This is a genomic window from Actinotalea lenta, from assembly GCF_030586465.1.
Taxonomy (GTDB): domain Bacteria; phylum Actinomycetota; class Actinomycetes; order Actinomycetales; family Cellulomonadaceae; genus Actinotalea; species Actinotalea lenta.
On sequence record NZ_JAUQYP010000002.1, the window covers coordinates 98,706 to 116,467 of the forward strand.

General features: G+C 72.7%; 20 protein-coding genes. 8 read left to right on the forward strand and 12 right to left on the reverse strand.

Features of this window, described 5'->3' with window-relative positions:
- The first annotated feature begins 91 nt into the window (after positions 1–91).
- Positions 92–829, forward strand: coding sequence for a GntR family transcriptional regulator (locus Q6348_RS14330; protein ID WP_304602076.1), 738 nt, complete (start codon positions 92–94; stop codon positions 827–829).
- On the opposite strand, the gene Q6348_RS14335 is transcribed toward Q6348_RS14330, so the two are convergent.
- The 3 genes from Q6348_RS14335 to Q6348_RS14345 are packed head-to-tail and all read right to left on the reverse strand — an operon-like array spanning position 819 to position 3,023.
- On the reverse strand, positions 819–1,757 hold the full coding sequence (locus Q6348_RS14335; protein WP_304602077.1) for a transketolase family protein: 939 nt from the start codon (positions 1,755–1,757) through the stop codon (positions 819–821). The two genes, Q6348_RS14330 and Q6348_RS14335, sit on opposite strands and share 11 nt — an antisense overlap.
- Before the next feature lie 2 nt (positions 1,758–1,759).
- Positions 1,760–2,659 (reverse strand): transketolase, encoded by a 900-nt coding sequence (locus Q6348_RS14340; protein WP_304602078.1) that lies wholly within the window; start codon positions 2,657–2,659, stop codon positions 1,760–1,762.
- 1 nt (position 2,660) lies between these two features.
- Positions 2,661–3,023 carry a cupin domain-containing protein gene (locus tag Q6348_RS14345; protein ID WP_304602079.1) on the reverse strand — a complete coding sequence of 121 codons (363 nt, stop codon included), beginning with the start codon at positions 3,021–3,023 and terminating at the stop codon, positions 2,661–2,663.
- Positions 3,024–3,197: 174 nt separating this feature from the next.
- Between Q6348_RS14345 and moaA the strand changes: the two genes are divergently transcribed.
- Positions 3,198–4,256 carry a GTP 3',8-cyclase MoaA gene (moaA, locus tag Q6348_RS14350; protein ID WP_434062065.1) on the forward strand — a complete coding sequence of 353 codons (1,059 nt, stop codon included), beginning with the start codon at positions 3,198–3,200 and terminating at the stop codon, positions 4,254–4,256.
- A gap of 2 nt (positions 4,257–4,258) precedes the next feature.
- Here the strand turns inward: moaA and Q6348_RS14355 are convergent, their stop codons facing one another.
- Positions 4,259–4,669: a molybdenum cofactor biosynthesis protein MoaE gene (locus Q6348_RS14355; RefSeq protein WP_304602080.1), complete on the reverse strand. Its 411-nt coding sequence runs from the start codon at positions 4,667–4,669 to the stop codon at positions 4,259–4,261.
- 217 nt (positions 4,670–4,886) lie between these two features.
- On the opposite strand from Q6348_RS14355, the gene Q6348_RS14360 reads away from it, so the two are divergent.
- Entirely contained in the window at positions 4,887–5,900 is a 1,014-nt protein-coding gene (locus tag Q6348_RS14360) for an MBL fold metallo-hydrolase (protein WP_304602081.1), read from the forward strand.
- Positions 5,901–5,957: 57 nt separating this feature from the next.
- On the opposite strand, the gene Q6348_RS14365 is transcribed toward Q6348_RS14360, so the two are convergent.
- Positions 5,958–6,158 (reverse strand): hypothetical protein, encoded by a 201-nt coding sequence (locus Q6348_RS14365; RefSeq protein ID WP_304602082.1) that lies wholly within the window; start codon positions 6,156–6,158, stop codon positions 5,958–5,960.
- Positions 6,159–6,160: 2 nt separating this feature from the next.
- On the reverse strand, positions 6,161–6,913 hold the full coding sequence (locus Q6348_RS14370; protein ID WP_304602083.1) for a COG4280 domain-containing protein: 753 nt from the start codon (positions 6,911–6,913) through the stop codon (positions 6,161–6,163).
- A 133-nt stretch (positions 6,914–7,046) separates the two neighbouring features.
- Between Q6348_RS14370 and Q6348_RS14375 the strand changes: the two genes are divergently transcribed.
- From Q6348_RS14375 to Q6348_RS14385, 3 genes are all read left to right on the forward strand, one after another.
- On the forward strand, positions 7,047–8,021 hold the full coding sequence (locus tag Q6348_RS14375) for an undecaprenyl-diphosphate phosphatase (protein ID WP_304602084.1): 975 nt from the start codon (positions 7,047–7,049) through the stop codon (positions 8,019–8,021).
- Positions 8,022–8,183: 162 nt separating this feature from the next.
- On the forward strand, positions 8,184–9,107 hold the full coding sequence (locus Q6348_RS14380) for a pseudouridine synthase (RefSeq protein ID WP_304602085.1): 924 nt from the start codon (positions 8,184–8,186) through the stop codon (positions 9,105–9,107).
- 68 nt (positions 9,108–9,175) lie between these two features.
- On the forward strand, positions 9,176–10,156 hold the full coding sequence (locus Q6348_RS14385; RefSeq protein WP_304602086.1) for a hypothetical protein: 981 nt from the start codon (positions 9,176–9,178) through the stop codon (positions 10,154–10,156).
- Positions 10,157–10,185: 29 nt separating this feature from the next.
- Here the strand turns inward: Q6348_RS14385 and Q6348_RS14390 are convergent, their stop codons facing one another.
- From Q6348_RS14390 to Q6348_RS14415, 6 genes are all read right to left on the reverse strand, one after another.
- Entirely contained in the window at positions 10,186–10,599 is a 414-nt protein-coding gene (locus Q6348_RS14390; RefSeq protein ID WP_304602087.1) for a cupin domain-containing protein, read from the reverse strand.
- 52 nt (positions 10,600–10,651) lie between these two features.
- On the reverse strand, positions 10,652–11,443 hold the full coding sequence (gene heR, locus Q6348_RS14395; protein ID WP_304602088.1) for a heliorhodopsin HeR: 792 nt from the start codon (positions 11,441–11,443) through the stop codon (positions 10,652–10,654).
- 91 nt (positions 11,444–11,534) lie between these two features.
- The gene (locus Q6348_RS14400) at positions 11,535–11,852 is read right to left on the reverse strand and encodes a helix-turn-helix transcriptional regulator (RefSeq protein WP_434062066.1); all 318 of its coding nucleotides are present in this window, start codon (positions 11,850–11,852) and stop codon (positions 11,535–11,537) included.
- The gene (locus tag Q6348_RS14405; protein ID WP_304602090.1) at positions 11,852–12,934 is read right to left on the reverse strand and encodes a TerC family protein; all 1,083 of its coding nucleotides are present in this window, start codon (positions 12,932–12,934) and stop codon (positions 11,852–11,854) included. Before Q6348_RS14405 ends, Q6348_RS14400 begins: the two co-directional genes overlap by 1 nt.
- Positions 12,934–14,076, reverse strand: coding sequence for a baeRF3 domain-containing protein (locus Q6348_RS14410; protein ID WP_304602091.1), 1,143 nt, complete (start codon positions 14,074–14,076; stop codon positions 12,934–12,936). The genes Q6348_RS14405 and Q6348_RS14410 overlap by 1 nt, the downstream gene beginning before the upstream one ends.
- A 221-nt stretch (positions 14,077–14,297) precedes the next feature.
- A complete protein-coding gene (locus Q6348_RS14415; protein WP_304602092.1) occupies positions 14,298–16,418 on the reverse strand; it encodes a S8 family serine peptidase in 2,121 nt (706 codons plus the stop codon).
- Positions 16,419–16,584: 166 nt separating this feature from the next.
- On the opposite strand from Q6348_RS14415, the gene Q6348_RS14420 reads away from it, so the two are divergent.
- Entirely contained in the window at positions 16,585–16,887 is a 303-nt protein-coding gene (locus tag Q6348_RS14420) for a DUF8738 domain-containing protein (protein WP_304602093.1), read from the forward strand.
- Between the two features lie 28 nt (positions 16,888–16,915).
- Positions 16,916–17,704 carry an IclR family transcriptional regulator gene (locus Q6348_RS14425; RefSeq protein WP_304602094.1) on the forward strand — a complete coding sequence of 263 codons (789 nt, stop codon included), beginning with the start codon at positions 16,916–16,918 and terminating at the stop codon, positions 17,702–17,704.
- Positions 17,705–17,762 lie beyond the last annotated feature (58 nt).

The following is a 17,762-nucleotide window of genomic DNA, read 5'->3' on the forward strand; positions in this document are numbered from 1 at the left end:
CGTGTACCCTCACCGCAACCTGCCGTAGTACCGCAGGTGGGAGGGGCGATCTCGGTAGACTGGGCCAACGGTACGGGTGGGAGGTGCGGGGATGGTCAGCCGCTCGGCAGGGCCGCTGTGGGAGCAGGTCAAGGAGATCCTGCTCAAGCGGATCATCGCCGGTGAGCTCGCGCCGGACGCCCGCATCGTCGAGGTCCAGGTCGCCCGGGAGCTCGGGGTCAGCCAGGCCCCGGTGCGGGAGGCGCTGAAGTCCCTCGAAGCCCTCGGGCTGGTCGACATCCTGCCGTTCAGCGGTGCCCGGGTGCACCGCCAGACCCCCAAGGAGCTCCTGGACGCCTACTCCGTGCGCGCCGAGCTCGAGGTGCTCGCGATCCGCTTCGCCTCGGCCCGCGGCGCGAACTTCTCGTCCCTGACGGCGCGGATGGGGGACATGTACCACGCAGCGGCCGAGGGCGACATGATGCGTCTGTCGATCGCCGACACGGCCTTCCACGAGGAGATCATCAAGGCGTCGGACAACGCCGAGCTCCTGCGGCTGTGGCACAACCTGCAGCCGAGCACGCGCGCGTACATCACCCTGATCAGCCCCGGGGCGGACCCGAACTGGACGGTGGGCCTGCACCCCCCGATCCTCAACACGCTCCTGGCGGGCGACCTCGAGGGTGCGACCGAGGCGATGCGTCAGCACTTCGCGCTCGCGCGGGCACGGCTGGAGGTCGGCATCGCTCACCGCGGTGAGGACGAGCCGCCTGCCGCGCTCCAGGCCGCCGTCGAGGCAGAGGCGACGGCCAAGGCCGCCGCCGAGGCGAGCAGCGCCGTCATCGCCTGAGTCGCTCGGCCACCTGCGCGGCCACCTTCGCCGGGGTGAGGCCGTACAGGTCCAGGAGGTCGTCGTTGGTCCCGGACTCGGGATACACGTCCTGGAAGCCGAGCCGGTCCAGCCTGGTCGGGCGGTGCTCGGAGAGGACCTCCGCCACCGCGCCACCCAGCCCACCGAGCACGGAGTGCTCCTCGATGGTGATGACGCGCCCGGTGGACGCGGCGTCGACGATGCCGTCCACGTCGAGCGGCTTGAGGGTGGGCACGTGCACCACGCGCGCGTCCACGCCCTGCTCGGCGAGCAGGTCCGCGGCCTGCAGAACGCGTGGCGTCTGGGTTCCGGTGGACAGCAGCGACACGTCGGAGCCCTCGCGCAGGACGGCGACCGTCCCGATCTCGAAGGGGCGCCCCGGTTCGAAGACCCGCGGCGTGGCGTCCCGCACCAGGCGGACGTACACCGGTCCCTCGTACTGCGCGGCCCACCGCAGGGCGCCCTCGGCCTCGACGTCGTCCGCGGGTGCGATGACGACCATGCCGGGCATGTCGCGCATGATCGCGAGGTCGTCGACGATGATGTGGCTCATCCCCGTGGACCCGGTGAACAGACCCGCGTAGCTCGGCGTGATCTTGACGTTGGCGCCGGTCTGCGCGATGAGCACGCGCACCTGGTCCAGCGGCCGCACCACGGCGAACGCGACGAACGTCGACACGAACGGGATGAGCCCGGTCGTGGCCAGGCCGGCTGCGACCCCGAGCATGTTCTGCTCCGCGATGCCCATCTCGAGGAACCGGTCCGGGTGAGCCTTCTCGACGATGTCCGCCTTCGTCGAGCTCGCCACGTCGCCGTCGACGACGACGATCCGCGGGTCGTCGTCGGCGAGCGCCGCGACCACCCGGCCGAACACCTCGCGCTGGGCCACGCCCATGGGGAGCGTCATCATCACTGCCTCACCGCCTCGGTCCCGGCGCCGAGATCGGCGAGCGCCGTCGCGTAGTCCTCGGGGCTCAGCGGCTTGCTGTGCCACGTGTAGTCGTCCTCCATGTACGACACGCCCTTCCCCTTGACCGTCTGGGCGATGATCGCCGTCGGACGCGAGTCCGTCTGCTCGATCGCCTGGCGCAGGGTCGCCAGGATGTCCCGCATGTCGTGCCCGTCCATGTCGAGGACCCGCCAGCCGAACGCCCGCCACTTGTCGGCGAGCTGACCGGGCGTGTGCGGCGGCTTGACCAGCCGGGTCGGGCCGTCGCGGTCGACGAGCCAGCCGAACTGCTGGAGGTGGTTCTCGTCGACGATCACCACGAGGTTGTCCAGGCGGTGGCGGGCGGCGGCCATCGCGGCCTCCCAGACCTCGCCCTCCTGGCACTCTCCGTCGCCGAGCATCGCGAACGCGAGGAAGTCCTTGCGCTGCAGGCGTGCGCCGAGCGCCATCCCCATCGCGGCGGAGATCCCCATGCCCAGGGACCCGGTGGACATGTCGATGCCGGGCAGCCGGGTCATCTCGGGGTGGCCCTGGAGGCGTGAGTGCACGGCGTCGAACGTCAGGAGCTCGTCGACCGGGAGGTAGCCACGGTGCGCCATCGTGGCGTAGAGGCCGATCGCGGAGTGCCCCTTGGAGAGCACGAACCGGTCGCGGTCCGGCCACGTCGGCTCGTCCGGCCGGATCCGCAGGACCTTGAAGTAGAGCGCGGTGAGGATGTCCGCCGCGGACAGCGGCCCGCCGAGGTGACCGGCCTTGGCGACGTTGATCGCCTCGATCACCGAGATGCGCACCTGGCGGGCTGTCTCCTCGAGCGCGGCGATCTCCGCGTCGTCGAAGGAGGCGGGCAGTCGTGGCGCCATGTCAGCTCTCCTTCTCGTAGGAGCCGGCGCGCACCGAGGGCGTGAAGACGCACAGCAGCTCGAGGTCCTCGGGTCCGTCCGACTCCGTCGCGTGGAAGGTGCCGGGGGCGACGTGGACCAGGACGCCGGGCGTCAGCTCCGCCGTGGCGTCCGGGGAGACGATGCGACCGCGTCCCTTGACGCAGAAGATCGTCTCCTCCTCGGCCGGGTGGATGTGGCCTTCCGGGCGCGAGCCGGCCGGGTACACCGACAGTCCGATGGACAGGTGCTCGGCGTCGCTGTTCCAGGGGCCGAAGTAGGTGTGGAACGTGCGTCCAGGCAGATCGATGGACTCGGCGTCCTCGAGGACGTAGCGCGTGATCACGGCACCGTCACTCCTTCTCCGGCACCACCGCCGGCTCCGGGAATTATCGATGATTTACACTAGTGACGGCCGCGATCGAGCGTCAAGGCGGGGTCGCGCGGGCACGGAGGCGATGGAGGAGGGCACGTGCATGCAGGTCGGCGGCCTGATCGTGGCCAACCGGACGGAGATCGCATGATCATCGATGACAACCCGGTGCTGGTGATGCCGAGCCGTGAGCCGGCGGACGGTGCGGAGCTCGTGGACTCCCTGGGCCGGGTCGCACGCACGCTGCGTGTCTCCCTGACGGATCGCTGCACGCTCCGCTGCCGCTACTGCCTGCCGGCCGACGGCGTGCCGTGGATGCCCACCGAGGAGATGCTGACCGACGACGAGGTCGTGCGGCTCGTCCGCCTCGCCGTCGAGCGGCTCGGCGTCCGTCGGGTGCGGCTGACCGGGGGGGAGCCGCTGCTGAGGCGCGGTCTCGTCGGGATCGTGGCGCGGATCGCCGAGCTGCGGACGGCCCTCGGGACCCCGCCCCGCATCGCGCTGACGACGAACGGGGTGAGCCTGGCGCGATGGGCCGACGACCTGGCCGCGGCGGGGGTGGGCCGGGTCAACGTCTCGCTCGACACGCTGGACCCCGAGCTCTACGCCGCGATGACCCGACGGGACCGGTTGGCCGACGTGCTCGCCGGGCTCGCAGCGGCGCGGCGGGCCGGCCTCACGCCGATCAAGGTCAACGCGGTCCTGCTGCGCGGGGTCAACGACCACGAGGCCGTGCCGCTGGTGCGCTGGGCCGTGCGCGAGGGGTACCGGCTCCGGTTCATCGAGCAGATGCCGCTCGGGCCGGCGCAGGAGTGGGACCGCAGCCGGCTCGTGACGGCGGCGGAGATCCTGGAGCGACTGCGGGCCGAGCTGGACCTGGTGCCCCTGCCCGCGGCTCAGCGGGGCTCGGCACCCGCAGAGATGTGGCAGGTGGCCGGGACGGACGCCGAGGTCGGGGTCATCGGGGCTGTCACGCGCCCGTTCTGCGCGGCGTGCGACCGTGTGCGTCTGACCGCGGACGGGCACGTGCGCACGTGCCTGTTCGCCGCGACCGAGACGGACCTGCGCTCGCTGCTGCGCGCGGGCGCGGGCGACGAGGAGCTGGCACGTGCGTGGCGCACGGCGATGCTGACCAAGCCGGCCGCCGGCATCCGCACCGGGCTGGTCGCCGCGCCGGATCGGCTCATGAGCGAGATCGGCGGTTGAGGTCAGGGGCTGTTCACCCACTGGGAGGTGCCGTCGGCGAACACCTGGCGCTTCCAGACCGGGACCCGCTGCTTGACCCGGTCGACGAGCGCCGCCGTGGCGGCGAACGCCTCGGCGCGGTGCGCGGAGGAGACCGCCGCGGCCAGCGCGCAGTCGCCGACCTCGAGCCGTCCCACCCGATGCGTCACCGCCAGCGCGTCCAGGCCGAAGTCCGCCACGACCTCCTCGGCGATCTGGCGCATCAGGGCGGCGGCCGAGGGGTGAGCGCTGTACTCGAGGTGGTCGACCGACGACCCGTGGTCGTGATCGCGGACGACGCCGGCGAACGTGACGAGCGCCCCGGCGTGGTCCCGCGCGACCAGCCGGGCGAGAGCCTCGGCGTCGATCGGCCGATCCGTCACGTCGGCGGTCACGCCGGGGATGAGCGCACCCCGGGGAGCATCATCGATGGGGAGATCGCGCGCCTCCGGTGGGGGCGCCGCAGCGTCGACGAGGACTCCCCAGGCGCGACCGGCGTTCCTTTGCGACGATTCCACGGCGGCCAGCGTACTGTCCGATGCGCATTTCATCGATGATCCTGTCGCGGCCTGCACGGGGACGCCCGAGTGGGCGCCGAGCACGAGGAGACCGATGCCAGCCCACACAGGCACGCAGCTGCTGCTCCTGGGTACCGCCGGTGGTGCGGCCACCTACCCGGTCCGCGGAGCAGGCGCGTCGGCGCGCAGCGGGATCGCGTCGGCGATCGTGGTGGGTGGCCGCGTCCACCTGGTCGACGCCGGTCAGGGTGTCGCGCGGCAGCTGACCTTCGCGGATGTCGCGGGGGCGGGACCGGCCCACGCCCTGCGGCCCCTGCGGGCCGTGTACCTGACGCACCTGCACTCCGACCACACGATGGACCTGGTCAACCTGCTGCACTGCGGGTACGTCCAGGGCTGGCCCGACGCTCCGGTGGACGTCTTCGGACCGGGACCGCGCGACGGCGTGCCCGGGGCGCCGACGGACCGGCGTCGGGCCGGAGCGCACCTGGGCACGACCCGCTTCCTCGAGCGGCTCATCGACGCGTTCGCCGCGGACTTCGACGACCGGGTCTCGGCGTCCCGCCGCCCCGAGCCGTCGACGTTGGTCACGGCCCACGACGTCCTGCCGCCGGCCGGTTCGGCGGACGTGTCAGCCGGCATCCCGCCGGTCGACCCGTGGTTCGTCGCGGAGTACCCCGACCTGCGGGTCACCGCGACGCTGGTCGACCACGGCGAGATGCTGCCGTCCCTGGCCTATCGGTTCGACACCGAGGCCGGCTCCGTGGTCTTCTCCGGCGACACCTCGCCGTCCCCGAACCTGGTCCGGCTCGCCCAGGGCGCCGACATCCTCGTGCACGAGGTGATCGCCGCCCGCTACGCCACGTGGCAGTACGGCCCCGAGCCGCTCACCGAGCGGCAGCGGCTCGCCGCCGCCACGGTCATGGCCAAGCACACGCCTTCCGACCAGGTCGGTGCCATCGCGGAGGCCGCCGGGGTCCGCACGCTCGTCCTGACCCACCTGGTGCCAGCATCGGTGCCCGCCGCGCTGTGGCGGGAGGCCGTGCGGGGGTTCAGCGGCGAGGTCGTGGTGGGGGAGGACCTCCTGACGATCCCCGTCGGTCGCTGACGGCGGACCGGGGCCGCGCTCGCCGGACCGCGCTGCACCGAGTGCGCTGCCGTCGGCTCAGTCCCGGCGCAGCCGTCGGATGCTCACCGGGATCAACCCCACCACGAGCACCGGCAGCAACCACCAGGCGTTCACCCCGGCCAGGTGCGTGAGCGCTGCCGTCGCGGCCAGGCCCACCACGACGGCCGCCGCGATGAGCCAGTCGTCGCCGATCACGAAGTCCCACCAGAACACCCCGAAGGCCCGCAGCCTGCGCATCCTCAGACCTCCTCCGCCACGAGGGCGCCGCGGCCCCGCGGCGCGAGCAGCCGGACGTAGCCCCACGAGACCGCCAGCACGGCGGGGACCAGCACCAGCAGGGCGGCGTCCTGCCCGGGCCACGTCACGCCGGCGCCCTCCGCCCCCCAGAAGATCCCGAACCCGGTGAGCATCACACCCACGACGAACTTCATGGCGTTCTCCGGCACCCGCGACAGCGGGCCGCGCATCGCGAGCCCCAGGCCTGCGACCAGCAGCACCGCGGCCCCGGCGGCCAGTGCCGCGAGGGGGACGTCGCGCTGGTTCGTGCCGAACGTCAGGACGATGAAGACCACCTCGAGGCCCTCGAGCAGCACTCCCTTGAAGCTCAGCGTGAACGCGTACCAGTCCCCGACCAGCGGGCGCCGCGTGCTGACCGCGGCACGGGCGGCGGCCACCTCGTCGGCGAAGATCTGCTCCTCGTCGTGCAGCGCCTTGAGCCCGCCGGCGCGCATGATCGCCTTGCGCAGCCACCCGACGCCGAAGATCAGCAGCAGGCCGCCCACGAGCAGCCGCAGCGCCGACATCGGGATCGCCGCGATCGCCGGGCCGAGCACGGCCACCACTGCCGCGAGCACCACCCCGGCGGAGCCGGCCCCGGTCAGCGCCGACCGCCACCCCCGGGTCGTGCCGGCGGCCAGCAGGATGGTGAGCGCCTCCACCGCCTCGACGATGCAGGCGAGGAACACCGCGAGGAACAGCGCGAGACTCGTCACCAGGATCCTTCCGACGCGGCACGGCGGGCTGCGTTGCGCGGCGGGGCGTGCCGGCGGGCAGCCTACGCCCGGGCCGTGCTCGTCCGGTGCGACGTCCAGGGAAAGTCCAGGTTGCCCCCCTAGCGTCCGGCGCGTGTCGCTGACCTACCTGGAGTCCGTCGTCGTCGGTGCCTTCCAAGGGTTCTCCGAGCTCTTCCCGATCTCGTCCCTGGGGCACAGCGTGCTCATCCCCGCGCTCGTCGGCGGCCGGTGGGCCAGGGACCTGAGCGTGTCGGCACCGGAGTCGCCGTACCTCGCGTTCATCGTGGGCCTGCACGTGGCCACCGCGGCGGCGCTGCTGGTGTTCTTCTGGCGCGACTGGGTGGCGATCATCGGCGGGTTCTTCACCTCGATCCGCCGGCGCAGCCTGGCCGACCCCTACCAGCGCCTGGCCTGGCTGATCATCATCGCGACCATCCCGGTGGGTCTGGCGGGCCTGGCCCTGGAGCACCTGTTCCGCACGACGTTGGGCAAGCCCGTGCCGGCTGCGGCGTTCCTCGTCGTCAATGGGCTCGTGCTCCTCGCGGGTGAGCGCCTGCGCCGTCGCGCGCCGGTCGCCGTGCTGGCCGGACAGACCGAGGCCGTCGCCGCGGGCGGCCTGACCATGGGTGATGTGGCCGCCGAGCGCCGCGCCGCCCGGGAGGCGGGCCAGGACGTGCACAGCGGACCGGTGGCCGACGGGCGGCTGGCCGGGCTCTCGGTGCGGTCCGCGCTCGCGGTCGGGTCGGCGCAGATCCTGGCCCTCCTGCCGGGGATCAGCCGCTCGGGGTCGGCCATGGTCGCGGGCCTGTTCCGGGGCCTGTCGCACGAGGATGCCGCCCGGTTCTCCTTCCTGCTGGCCACGCCCGTCATCCTCGCGGCGGGTGTGCTGAAGATCCCGGACCTGTTCGGACCGCTCGGCGCCGGCATCCACGGGCAGGTGCTGGTCGGCAGCATCGCGTCGTTCGTCACCGCATACCTGTCGGTGCGCTACCTGACCCGCTACTTCCGCACCCGCACCCTGACCCCGTTCGCGATCTACTCGATCGCGCTGGGCGCCGGGGCGCTGGTCTGGCTCGCCGTGCACTGAGAGCGCCCCGTCGCTCGGCCGTCGGGGTCCCGGCGGCCCACGCGGCGAAGCCGGCCACAGACACCGAGCCCTGCGTGGCCGTCCGCGATGCGGACGCCGACGAGGGGCGACCGACCCTCCGCCGCGTGGGGCGCCGCGGCCCGCCCTCGTACGATCGACCCCGTGCCGCCCCGCTCCCCGCTCCCGGCGCGCCACGGGCTCGACGCCGCCCGGATCCACACCCCCGCGGCCGACCGCGAGCCCGTGGACCGGTGGCCGACGATGGGCGCGTGGCTCCGGGACCGCCTGCCGGATCACGTGGACGTGCCGGGCATGCTGGCGCAGGGGCGGTTCGTGGACGAGAGCGGCACCGCGGTCCGCGACGCGGATCCCTATGCGCCGCTGCGCTGGGTGTGGTTCCACCGCGACCTGCGTGACGAGCCGCCGGTGCCCGGGAAGATCCACCTGGTGCACCGCGACGAGCGCCTGGTCGTCGTCGACAAGCCGCCGTTCCTGGCCACGATCCCGCGCGGCCGCCACGTGCTCCAGAGCGCCGTCGTGCGGCTGCGCGACGAGCTCGGGCTGCCGGAGCTGTCGCCGGTGCACCGGCTGGACCGGGTCACCTCCGGCCTGCTCATGCTGGCGACCGAAGCCCGGTGGCGCGGCGCCTACCAGACCGCCTTCGAACGGCGCGCGGTGCACAAGACCTACCGGGCGCTCGCGCCGCTGCGCGCCGAGCTCGAGCTGCCCCGTGTGGTGCGCAGCCACATCCGCAAGGAGCGAGGCACGTGGTGCGCCGAGGTGGTCCCGGGTGCGCCCGCCAACGCCGAGACCCTGGTCGAGCTCGAGCGCGAGGTCGACGGCCTCGGGGTATACCGGCTCACCCCGCGCACGGGCCGCACCCACCAGCTCCGCCTGCACATGGCCGAGCTGGGCATCCCGATCATCGACGACCCGCTGTACCCGCAGGTGCGCGACGTCCCGGTCGACGACGTCCGCCATCCCCTGCAGCTGCTCGCCGCCGAGATGGCGTTCACGGACCCGGTGGACGGGCACCAACGGTGGTTCACCAGCGCCCGGTCGCTGCCCATCACGCCGGGAGGCTGAGCCGCCGGCCACGCCGGCGTGGTGGCGTGCCGGGACGCCGTCGCGCGGCTGCCTCGTAGGCTTCGCGCGTGAACACCCCCACTGCCGGCGGCTCCGGCACGTCCCGTGGCTCGTCGCTCCCCATCCTGCGCGTCGGCAACGACGAGCTCGAGCTCGCCTTCCTGCCGACCGTGGGTGCCCGGCTGATCTCGCTGCGGGTCGGCGGTGCCGAGCTGCTCTGGCGGAACCCCGACCACCTCGACGACGACCTCGGCACCGTGCTGCCCCGCGACCAGTGGCCACCCCTGGACGGCACGATGGGCTCCTGGGCGAACCTCGGCGGGTCCAAGACCTGGCCGGCGCCGCAGGGGTGGTCAGGCCCCGACGAGTGGCCCGGGCCGCCCGACCCGGTCCTCGACTCGGGCGACTGGCGCCCGGAGGTGCTGCGCACTCCGGACGCAGCGACCGTCGTGACCTTCACCAGTCCGGAGGATCCGCGCACCGGCCTGCGCGTCGAGCGCCGCTTCGAGATCCCGGCGGCGGGCACGGCGTTCAGGCAGCGCATCACGTTCCGGTGCGTGGCGGACCACCCCGTGCGCTGGGCCCCGTGGGAGGTGTGCCAGGTCGACACCGCGATGTTCGCCGGGCACGACGAGCCCGACGCCGGGGTGTGGGTCGGCGTCACGGGGTGCCACGAGCCCAGCGCACTCGTCCGGCTGGACGGGGAGATCGCCGTGGGGGACCCGGCCGACGGTCGCCGGCGCGTCGAGGTGGCAGACGTGATCGCGAAGGTCGGTTTCACCGACGCGGACGGCACCATCGAGGTCGTGCGTCCGGACGGCGCCGGGCTGCGCTGGACGTACCACGTCGCCCCGGGGGCGTACCCGGACGGGGGCTGCGCCGCGGAGATCTGGATGCAGTACCCGGCCGCCGGGCCCGTGCCCGGGGGCCTGTGGCCCACGGCTCGCCTGCTCGAGCTCGAGGCGCTCGCCCCGCTGACCACGCTCGACCCCGGTCAGGAGCTCGCGTTCGAGATCGGGTGGTCGGCGTGGGGCCCGGCGGCGCCGTGACGGCCTGAGGAGGGCGCGACCCGCGTCCGCTACCCCCGCACCCAGACCGGCGCGGAACCGGGCTCGAGCCTGGCGTAGTCGGGCGCGGACCGCAGCGCCTTCTCCGAACCACCAGGGTTGTACACCGCCAGGAGCCGGAGCTGCTTCCACCCCGTGTTGAACGTCGAGTGCTCCACGCCCCGAGGGATGTAGATCGAGTCGCCGGCCCGCACCGGGAACTTCCCGGAGTCCGCGACCGTCTGCTCGCCCTCGCCCTCGATGATGTACAGCACCTCGTCCGAGTCCGGGTGGGTGTGCACGTCGTGCCCGAACGTCGGGTTGATGACCACCTCACCGACCGTCAGGGACGCCTCGGGGAAGTGCTCGTCGGTCACCCCCCACTTGATCGAGCCCCAGTCGAAGACCTCGGTCGCGATGTCGTCCTGGTGGGTGCGCGCTGCCATCGTCCGCTCCTTTGCCGGCGATCCCGGGGGGCTTGGTGCCCGCTTCTCGATGCTACGCGGAGGTCGGCGCGAGCGTGTTGGCGAACACCTGCCACGCGAGCAGCGACTTCGCGACCAGGCTCAGGGTGATGTAGGCGCGCTCACCGACGAGGTAGTCCTTCCAGCGGCCGACCTGCTTGTACTGCAGCCACTGGTTGATCGCGAAGGTGTTGAACAGCAGGAAGATCGACACGATGATCCCGTAGACGAACGCGGGCGGTTCGGCGCCGGACGTCGACCCGGGCGCGATCAGCAGGAACACCACGGCGAGCCACGGGACGACGCCGACCATGCTGCCGAACACGAACGGCAGCATGCCGCCCTCGCCCGGCACCTCGTACTTCTCCTGCAGCCAGCCGAACAGGATCATGGCCGCGTTGACGGCGAAGATCGCGCTGAGCGCGACGATGTCGGTGATCCCGGTGATCTGCGCGATGAGGAAGATCATGATCGAGGACGACAGCCCGTACTCGACCCACCGCGCGATGTTGCGCTGCTGAGCGAGGTCGGCGCCGTAGCGCCGGAACCCGGCGGGCGTGACCAGCCACAGGTGGGCGATCGCGCTCAGCGCGAAGAAGCCGAACACCCCCCACGCCAGCTGCACGTCGAAGAGCGCGACGCGCTCGAAGCTCGTCGACCCGGGCGGGCCGCCGAGGTACTGGGCGGTCACCGGCAGGCCGAAGTCGGTCGCGAGCAGCACGATCGCGACGGCCTGGACCGCGTGCACCAGGCCGGCGATCAGGTTGTAGCGGCGCAGGCGCGCGAGCCTGCCGGCCGGGATCTGGAGTGGGGTACGGGCGGCCATCGCTCTGTCTCCTGGGCTTCTGGGACCGCGGCGGGTCCCTGTCGGTGGGTTCGGAAGTTCGGTTGGTTCTGGTTCTGGTGCCGGCTGCTGCTCAGACCTGCGGCTTCAGGACCGCGATGAGCTCGTCGATCTCGTGCCCGCGGTGCTCGGGGTGACGTAGCGGGCGGTGGCGCGCGACCCGGTAGTGCGTGCGTCGGCCCACGCGCTCACGGGTCAGGTACCCCGACTCCTCCAGGTCGGCCAGGATCGTGAGGGTCGCTCGTCCGCTGACCCCCACCCGGGTGGCGATGTCGGCCACCCGGGCGGTGTGATCAGCGGCGACGACCAGCAGGACCTGGGCGTGGTGGGTCAGGAACGTCCACCGTGGGACCTCGGGTCGTGACCGGTCCAGATCTGGCACGGGAGCCATCATCGCGCCCCCGCCCCGTCCCGCGTGGGCCGGGCTTCCCGGCCGTCCTCGACGGTCGGGGCCAGGCGCCCCTCCCGCCGACGTCGCCACACGGGTTCGAGCTCGTCGAGCTCGGCGGCCGTGGCGAACCGGAAGGGCGGATCGACGGGTGCCGCGACGGAGCGCCGGCCCTGGCCTCGCGTGGCCCGCAGGCTCGCGGTCAGGGCGACCGCGAGGATCGTCACGATGACCGTCAGGGAGACCCACGTGGGAACGTAGTAGAGGTCGATCTTGAGGATCATCTTGATGCCCACCCAGACCAGGACGAGCGCCAGGCCCGTCTTGAGGTAGACGAACCGGTGGACGAGGTCGGCCAGCAGGAAGTACATCGCACGCAGTCCCAGGACGGCGAAGGCGTTCGCGGTGAACACCAGGAAGGGCTCGTCGGTCACCGCGAAGATCGCCGGGATCGAGTCCACGGCGAACACGACGTCGGTCACCTCGACCAGCACCAGGACGGCGAGCAGCGGGGTCGCGAGCAGCACCCCGCCGCGGCGGACCACGAAGCGCTGCCCGTGATACGCGTCGGTCATCGGCACCCAGCGGCGGAACAGCCGCAGCGTGCGCGACCGCGTCGGGTCGACGTGCTCGTTGCGAGCCCGCAGCATGCGGTACCCGGTGACGAGCAGGAACGCCCCGAACAGGTACAGGACCCAGGAGAACCGCTCGATGATCACCGCGCCCGTGGCGACGAACACTCCCCGGAACACCAGCGCACCCACGACCCCCAGGAACAGCACCCGGTGCTGGTACTCGCGCGGGACGGCGAAGTAGGTCAGCAGGATGGCCCAGATGAACACGTTGTCGACCGCGAGCGACTTCTCGATCAGGTAGCCGGCGAAGTACTCCCCGCCCCGCTCGGCGCCGTAGACCTGCCAGACCACCGCCCCGAACCCGACTCCGGCCGCCACCCACGCGACCGACCACGCCGCTGCCTCGCGCACGCCGATGACGTGCGCGCGGCGGTGCGCGACCAGGTCGATCGTGAGCATCGCCAGGATCACGCCGATGACGGCGAGCCAGACCCCCACGGGTGTCTCCATCAGAACCTGTCCAGGACGGTCAGCGCGACGCCGTCGTGGTCGCGCAGCGCGCCGTCGGAGACGAGCGCGACCCAGCCCCCGCGGTGCAGCACGGTCTCGATGAGCTCGTCGACCAGGTCGTCGATGACGTCCGGGTGGTCGACGTCGTCGGCCGGGGTCAGGTGGTCGCCGTCGGGGCTGAGCCGGGCGGGCACGTACAGCCCTTCCTCCACGGCGAGCATCTCGGGGCGTTCGTGCCGGCCCGCGAGCCAGGCGGCTGCCATGCCACTCACGGTGCGTCCCTCGCCCGTCCGGCGCTCGAGCAGTGCCAGCGCCTCGGCCTCCCGGGAGCGCAGGTAGGCCTCCACGACGGGTCGGATGCGGGTCGCGAGCTCGTCCAGCGGGAGGCCGCCGAGGTTGCCGACCACGGTTCCGGCGAGTCGTGCGAGGTTGCGCGACACGTCCGTGAAGAGCGCCAGGAGCCTGGCGGGACCGACGACGACCAGCGGCATCGGGCGGGCCGCGAGGTGTGCGCCCAGGGCGGCATCGACGTCCCGCAGGAATGCGGTGGCCTCGGCCTCGTGCAGCCGCGGCCGATCAGGGTGCCGGCCGCGCGGTCTCGCGTCGCCCCGGTCGCGCTCGAGCGGGAAGCGGTGCCCGGGCGCGGGCCGGAGGCCGCCCACCACCCCTTCGTACAGCTGCGCGTGCCGCTGGGAGAGCACCAGGACGCTGTGCCGGGGCGTGCGGTGCATCGCCCGCACGAGGTCCCGGGTGGCGAACGTGGGGTCGACGACGACGCGGTCGGCGACGGGCAGGGGGAGGACCACGCGCACCGCGGTCGAGGCGTTCACGAAGATGCCCAGCGCCGCTCCGGTCGCCTCGAGCACGGCGGCGTCGGCGATCTGCTCGAGCTCGTGGAGCAGGTACCGGTGCTCCTCGGCGCCGCCGTCCTCGGCCGCGAGCCGCAGTGCGACCTCCCGGGTCAGGGCCCGAAGTCGGGTGCGGTCGGTCTGGTGCATCGCAGCGCCCGGCCGGGTGCTCATCAGCACGGACACCGAGGGGTAGGACCGTGCCGCCTGCAGGCGCAGGACGAGGGCGGGGTCCGGCGGCTCGGCCGGGGCCAGGGTAGACGGGCGGGTGGGGTGGTCGTGCGTCGTGGTCATGCGTCCTCCGGTCCGGTGACCGGAGGTCTCTCCCAGCCCCTCAGGGCCCGGCTCGCCGGGCCGGCATGGGCCGGCCGTCCTGACGACGATGCTCGCTCGGGGATACTCCCCTCCGTGCGACAAGTGAAGCACACTTCATGTGTCTGCGCCAGTGCCTGAACCGCGCGGTGGACGAAGCGAGGGGGAGCCGGCCGGCTCCCCCTCGCTTCCTCACAGCGGCGTCAGCGGTTGACCACGGCGCCCCACGGGAGGTGGTAGCTCCCGTCGGCCCCGCAGTCGACCTGCACGTAGCCGTCGTACAGTCCGGTCGCGGCCGCCCGCGCACCGGTGAAGTCCACCGTGAGCGTCGAGCCGTCGATCGACGCATCGGCGTACGCCGAGCCGGTGGTGTCGACCACCGAGCAGGCGCTGCTGCTCAGCGCGATGTCCACCGAGCCGTTCGCCGGGGCGTTACCGGTGAACACCCCGAATGAGGCGTTCGCCGGGGAGAACGTCACCGCCGCGGCATCGGCCGCCGGGAGGCTGATCAGGCCGCCGCCCTGCTCCCAGACCGACCCGCCGGGCTTGCTCGCATCGGCGGTGGTGACCAGGGCGGACTTCACGTCCTGGGGCGTCCAGGTCGGGTGCGCGCCCAGGAGCGCCGCGGCCGCGCCGGTGACGTGCGGGGACGCCATCGACGTGCCGTTGTACAGCTCCCAGCTGGTCCCGGTGATGCCCAGGTAGTTGAACTGGACCGTCGAGGACAGGATGTTGACACCCGGGGCCACGACGTCGGGCTTGACCGCGTAGGTGAACGGCACGGGCCCGCGGCTGGAGAAGTCGGCCAGCAGGTTGGGCGTCTCCGGCACGATCTGCGGCGGGGTGATCACCGCGTCCGCACCGGCCTCGAGCGCCTTGCCGGCGTCGTAGGAGACCATGACGGCCGGGATCTGGTCGTCGTAGCCGGGCGACGTGGCCATGCCGATCGGGTCCTGCCCGGCGTAGGTGTAGATGATCGCGCCGGCCGCGCCCGCCGCCTTGGCGTTGGCCACCTTCTGGCTGAAGGAGCAGGTGCCACGGGCGATCACGACGACCTGGCCGGTGTGGTCACCGGCTCCTGCCGCCGAGCAGGCCTCGTTGTCCGTCCCGCTCCAGTCGACGATGTGGTACGTGCTGCCGTCGAAGTTCGGGAAGTCGCCGGGCACGGCCGCGTAGGTGGGGCCGTTGTCGGCGACCTTGATCTGCACACCCATGCCGCGGTTGTTGGTGCTCGCCCCGACGGCGATGACCTCCGACGCGCTGCCCGGCGAGCCGACCGTGTAGCTGCCCGGACCCTCGTTACCGGCCGAGGCGACCACGACGACGCCGGCCTGGACGGCCTCGTTCGACACCTCGGCGAGGAAGTCGTGCGGGCCCTGGGGGGTGCCCCCGAGGCTCATGTTGATGACGTCCATGCCGTCCTTGACCGCGTCCTCGATGGCGTGGGCGATGTCGTGCGAGAACGCCGAGCCCCCGAACGCCACATAGCCGGCGCCGAACATCGGGAACACGTTGTAGTCGTACAGCTCGGTACCCGGGGCGACGCCGGACAGCGTCGTGCCGGCCGTCGCCCACGGCTCGGTGTCCCTGATCGTGGTGCCTGCGCAGCCGCCGATCGTGCCGGCCACGTGCGTGCCGTGCGAGGAGGAGAAGTAGAACGGGTCGCCGGGCGACGGGACGTAGCCGGGGCCGACCATGGCGGGCAGCGCCGGAACCTTGGGCATCACGCCGACGCCGCTGTAGTAGATGCCACCGAAGTGGATGGTCTTGCAGGCGAAGAACGGGTGGGTCGGGTCGATGCCCGAGTCGATCACGCCGACCTTGACGCCCTTGCCCGCGTTGGCCGCACCGCTGACCGAGCCCCAGAACTGGTCCGCGCCGATGAGGCCGACGCTCTGGTCCATGTCGAGCGAGTACAGGTTCGAGGTCTGCGTGCGCTGGACGCCGGAGATCTTCGCGACGTTCGACCGGCTCGCGCCGTTCAGCTTGATCGCGACGGCGTTCGCCGTCACGTAGTACTGGTCCACGATCTCGGCGCTCGGCGCCACCTTGGCGAGCTGCGCCGCGAAGCGCTCGTGCTGCCGCTGCATGCGGGACAGCGCCTTGGCGTAGCCCTGCGAGGTCGGGTCGAAGCGACCGTTCGTCTTGGTCGCATCGTCGGCCGCCGCTGGCTGGCCGTTCAGCGTGATGACGACGTAGTCGTCACTCGCCGTCGTCGTCGCGGTCGGATCGTCGCTCGTCGTCTGGGCGCTCGCCGCGCCAGGCACGAAGGCGCCTGCTGCGAGGACGAGTGCCGCCAGCACTGTCGTCAGTCGTCGTGACACTTCCCGCTTCCTTCCCTTTGTCCCCCAGGGATCGGCGCGACAGCACTGGAGCCCAGTGGACGTCGACGGACCGGTCACCCTTGATCGGTGAGGTCACCCTAATCGGGACAGAAGGCCCATGGGTAGCGTGAAGATATCGATTCGCAGACCGGCCGAAGGGGAGCGCATGAGCGATCAGCCCGTGGTCCCGGACGCCGTCGAGCCCGTGGCGGCCGTGGTCGCCGACCTCGCGTCACGGCTCAGGGTCGACTCGTCCGCCGTGACCGTCCGGTCGTACGAGGACGTGACGTGGCGCGACGGCAGCCTCGGGTGCCCGGTGCCGGGGATGATGTACACCCAGGCGCTCGTCGCCGGGTCGCGCATCGTGCTGGAGGTCGCGGGCCGGACCTACGAGTACCACGCGGCAGCCGGCGGGCGGTTCCTCTTCTGCCCGGACCCGGCACCGCCGGTCGGGGGCGTCACCAGGTAGACGCCCGAGCGGGACGGAGGTGGGTGCGATGGGCCAGGGTCCGCCCGCGGCGCGCGCCGCACTCGCGGTGCTCACCCACCTCGCGCGCCAGGCGGCTCCAGTGGGAGCCGCGGCCGTGGCGCGCGACCTGGGTCTGCCGCGCTCGACGGCGTACGAGCTCCTGCAGGCGCTGGTCAGCGAGGGGTACGTCGTCCACCTGGCCGACGAGCGCGCCTACGGGCTCGGGCTGAGCGCGCTCGACCTCGGGTCGGCGTACGCCCGTCAGGCCCCCCTGGCGCGGGTCGCCCGTCCGGTGCTCGCGGCCCTGGTCGACGAGACCGGGCTGCACGCGCACCTGTCGGTGCTGCACGGCCGGGACGCGCTGTACCTCGTCGAGCAGCGGGCGACCCGCGGGCCGACGCTGGTCACGGACGTCGACGTGCGGTTGCCCGCCCACCTCACGGCCAGCGGTCGTGCAGTCCTCGCGTCCCTGCCCGGCGCGCAGGTACGGGCGCTGTTCCCCAGCTCGGCGGCGCTCGCCGACCGCAACGGCTCGGGCCCCCGCACGCTGGCGGCGCTCCGGGCAGAGCTGCGCCGGGTCCGGGCCCGCGGCTGGGCCGAGGAGGACGGTGAGATCACCGAGGGCCTGGCCTCGGTGGCCGTGCCGGTCCGCGACCACCTCGGCTATCCGGTCGCCGCGGTCGCTCTGACCTTCCGTGCCGACCTCGTCGCCGCGAAGCGCAGGGCGGAGCTCGCGGTGGCGGCGCAGCGCGCGGCGGCGCAGATCTCCCGGCGCCTGGGCGGTCGGGCGCCCCTCACCGCCCCGCGCCCGGGCTGAGCGTCCAGGATCTCGGACACTGGACCGGTCCGAGGCCTTCTGCACCCGCCGCGGGAGG

What these genes read in the sequence shown, in the direction of transcription:
- Q6348_RS14400 (WP_434062066.1), bottom strand. Translation starts at nt 11,852, where the DNA reads ATGGCTCCCGTGCCAGATCTGGACCGGTCACGACCCGAGGTCCCACGG.
- Q6348_RS14425 (WP_304602094.1), top strand. Translation starts at nt 16,916, where the DNA reads ATGGGCCAGGGTCCGCCCGCGGCGCGCGCCGCACTCGCGGTGCTCACC.
- Q6348_RS14410 (WP_304602091.1), bottom strand. Translation starts at nt 14,076, where the DNA reads ATGACCACGACGCACGACCACCCCACCCGCCCGTCTACCCTGGCCCCG.
- moaA (WP_434062065.1), top strand. Translation starts at nt 3,198, where the DNA reads ATGATCATCGATGACAACCCGGTGCTGGTGATGCCGAGCCGTGAGCCG.
- Q6348_RS14330 (WP_304602076.1), top strand. Translation starts at nt 92, where the DNA reads ATGGTCAGCCGCTCGGCAGGGCCGCTGTGGGAGCAGGTCAAGGAGATC.
- Q6348_RS14335 (WP_304602077.1), bottom strand. Translation starts at nt 1,757, where the DNA reads ATGACGCTCCCCATGGGCGTGGCCCAGCGCGAGGTGTTCGGCCGGGTG.
- Q6348_RS14365 (WP_304602082.1), bottom strand. Translation starts at nt 6,158, where the DNA reads ATGCGCAGGCTGCGGGCCTTCGGGGTGTTCTGGTGGGACTTCGTGATC.
- Q6348_RS14360 (WP_304602081.1), top strand. Translation starts at nt 4,887, where the DNA reads ATGCCAGCCCACACAGGCACGCAGCTGCTGCTCCTGGGTACCGCCGGT.
- Q6348_RS14340 (WP_304602078.1), bottom strand. Translation starts at nt 2,659, where the DNA reads ATGGCGCCACGACTGCCCGCCTCCTTCGACGACGCGGAGATCGCCGCG.
- heR (WP_304602088.1), bottom strand. Translation starts at nt 11,443, where the DNA reads ATGGCCGCCCGTACCCCACTCCAGATCCCGGCCGGCAGGCTCGCGCGC.
- Q6348_RS14405 (WP_304602090.1), bottom strand. Translation starts at nt 12,934, where the DNA reads ATGGAGACACCCGTGGGGGTCTGGCTCGCCGTCATCGGCGTGATCCTG.
- Q6348_RS14420 (WP_304602093.1), top strand. Translation starts at nt 16,585, where the DNA reads ATGAGCGATCAGCCCGTGGTCCCGGACGCCGTCGAGCCCGTGGCGGCC.
- Q6348_RS14390 (WP_304602087.1), bottom strand. Translation starts at nt 10,599, where the DNA reads ATGGCAGCGCGCACCCACCAGGACGACATCGCGACCGAGGTCTTCGAC.